General features: G+C 75.4%; 2 protein-coding genes. Both read left to right on the plus strand.

The window, feature by feature from the left end; genetic code table 11:
* The first annotated feature begins 52 nt into the window (after positions 1-52).
* Positions 53-718: a TetR/AcrR family transcriptional regulator gene (locus tag MHY29_RS11995; RefSeq protein WP_239241535.1), complete on the plus strand. Its 666-nt coding sequence runs from the start codon at positions 53-55 to the stop codon at positions 716-718.
* Between the two features lie 209 nt (positions 719-927).
* Positions 928-1,674 (plus strand): sulfite exporter TauE/SafE family protein, encoded by a 747-nt coding sequence (locus MHY29_RS12000; protein WP_224356073.1) that lies wholly within the window; start codon positions 928-930, stop codon positions 1,672-1,674.
* The last annotated feature ends 17 nt before the right edge of the window (positions 1,675-1,691 follow it).

Below are 1,691 nucleotides of genomic sequence, written 5' to 3' on the forward strand. Positions count from 1 at the left end.
GGGGTCTGGTCTTCGGTCACGGGGCGGGGCCTCCATGGGTGGTTTGCGTGGTATGCGCAGGTTCGATACCGTCGGTATTCAATACCATCGGTATCGAAAGGGCAAGATGGCCTCCCGACCCCGCCACCAGGACGTTCGCGCCGACCTCCTCCAGTACGCCACCGAGGCGTTCGAGCGGGACGGCTACGGGCGCGCCTCCCTGGCGGGCATCGCCGCCGACGCCGGCTACACCAAGGGCGCCGTGTACTCCGGCTTCGGCAGCAAGGCCGCCCTCTTCGCGGAGGTCTGCGGGGCCCAGTTCGAGGCGCTCACCCGCCGGACCCTGGACGTGGTGGGCCGCGAGCTGGCCGTGGAGGGGGGCGGCCGCGCCGACCTCGTGGCCCGCCTGGCCGCCGTCCTGACCTCCTTGACCTTCGACGGCGACGCCCGCTGGCCCCTGCTGCTGCACGAGTTCCAGGCCGTGGGCCTGCGGGATGAGTCCGTGGCCTCCGAGTACCGTGCCCTGACCGCCCGCCGCGTGCGGTTCCTGGCCGAGGCCCTGGGGGAGCACCCCCGGCTGGCCGGGCTGAGCGCGGAGCGGCTGGAGCGCACCTCGTCCCTGACGCTCGTGCTGGTGCACACCCTGGCTGTGGAGCACCGGCTCTCCCCGGAGGCCATGGACCGCCGCGGCGGGGAGCTCTCCTTCACCGCCCTCCTCGACAGCGCGCTCCCGGACTGAGCGTCCCGGCCGGGTGGGCCGGTCAGGCGCCCGGCCCGAAGGCCAACACCAACACCACCAGGAGCAGCAGCACGGCCATGGCCGCGACGGCGGCGGCCGCCGTGCGCACGGCCGAGCGGGCGCGGTCCGGGGGAGGGGTCACCGTGCCAGTCTGGCACGCGCCCGCCGTCGCATCCCGCCGCCGCGGCGCGCGGGCGCATACTGCAGGGGTGAGCATCTCCCTGGCGGCCGTCGTCTTCCTCTGCGTGGCCGTGGGCGGTGTGCTGCAGCGCATCAGCGGGATGGGCGTGGGCATGGTCGCCGCGCCCACGCTCTCCCTCCTGGTGGGCCCGGTGGCGGGGGTGACCATGTCCAACGCCGCCGCCTCCGTCTCCGCGCTCATCCTCTTCTGGATGCTGCGCCGGCACGTGGACTGGCCGCGCTTCCTGCGCCTGGCCCCGCTGCTGGTGGTCGGCGCCCTGGCCGGGGCGTGGACGGTCCGCGTGATGGACCACGCCTGGCTGGAAGTCGTCCTGGGGGCGTGCGTGCTCGTGGCGATCGCCGCCGTGCTCGGCCTCCAGGACCGCCTCACCCTGCGCGGCAGCGCGGCCGTGTTCGGCTCCGGGGCCGTGGCCGGGTTCATGAACACCACCGCGGGCGTGGCCGGGCCGGCGCTCGCGGTCTACGCCGTGGCCTCGAAGTGGGAGCAGCGCTCCTGGGCGGCCACCCTCCAGCCGATCTTCCTCACCGCCAACGTCACCTCGATCGTCCTCAAGGCCTCCCTGGGCGCGACGGCGGGGGCCGCCGCGGTGCCGTGGTGGGCGTGGGCGGCGGCCGTGGCGGGGGCGCCCGCGGGGATCGCGGTCGGGTCGAGGCTGGCCCGGCGCGTGGACCCGGGTCGGGCCCGCCGGGTGGCGGTGACGCTGGCCGGCGTCGGTGCCGCGGTGACGCTGGTGCGCGGCCTGGCCTCCCTGTGAGGCGTACCGTTCCCCCA

The sequence above is a fragment of the Micrococcus sp. ACRRV genome, assembly GCF_022346985.1.
Taxonomy (GTDB): Bacteria; Actinomycetota; Actinomycetes; order Actinomycetales; family Micrococcaceae; genus Micrococcus; species Micrococcus porci.

What these genes read in the sequence shown, in the direction of transcription:
- MHY29_RS11995 (WP_239241535.1), top strand. Translation starts at nt 53, where the DNA reads ATGCGCAGGTTCGATACCGTCGGTATTCAATACCATCGGTATCGAAAG.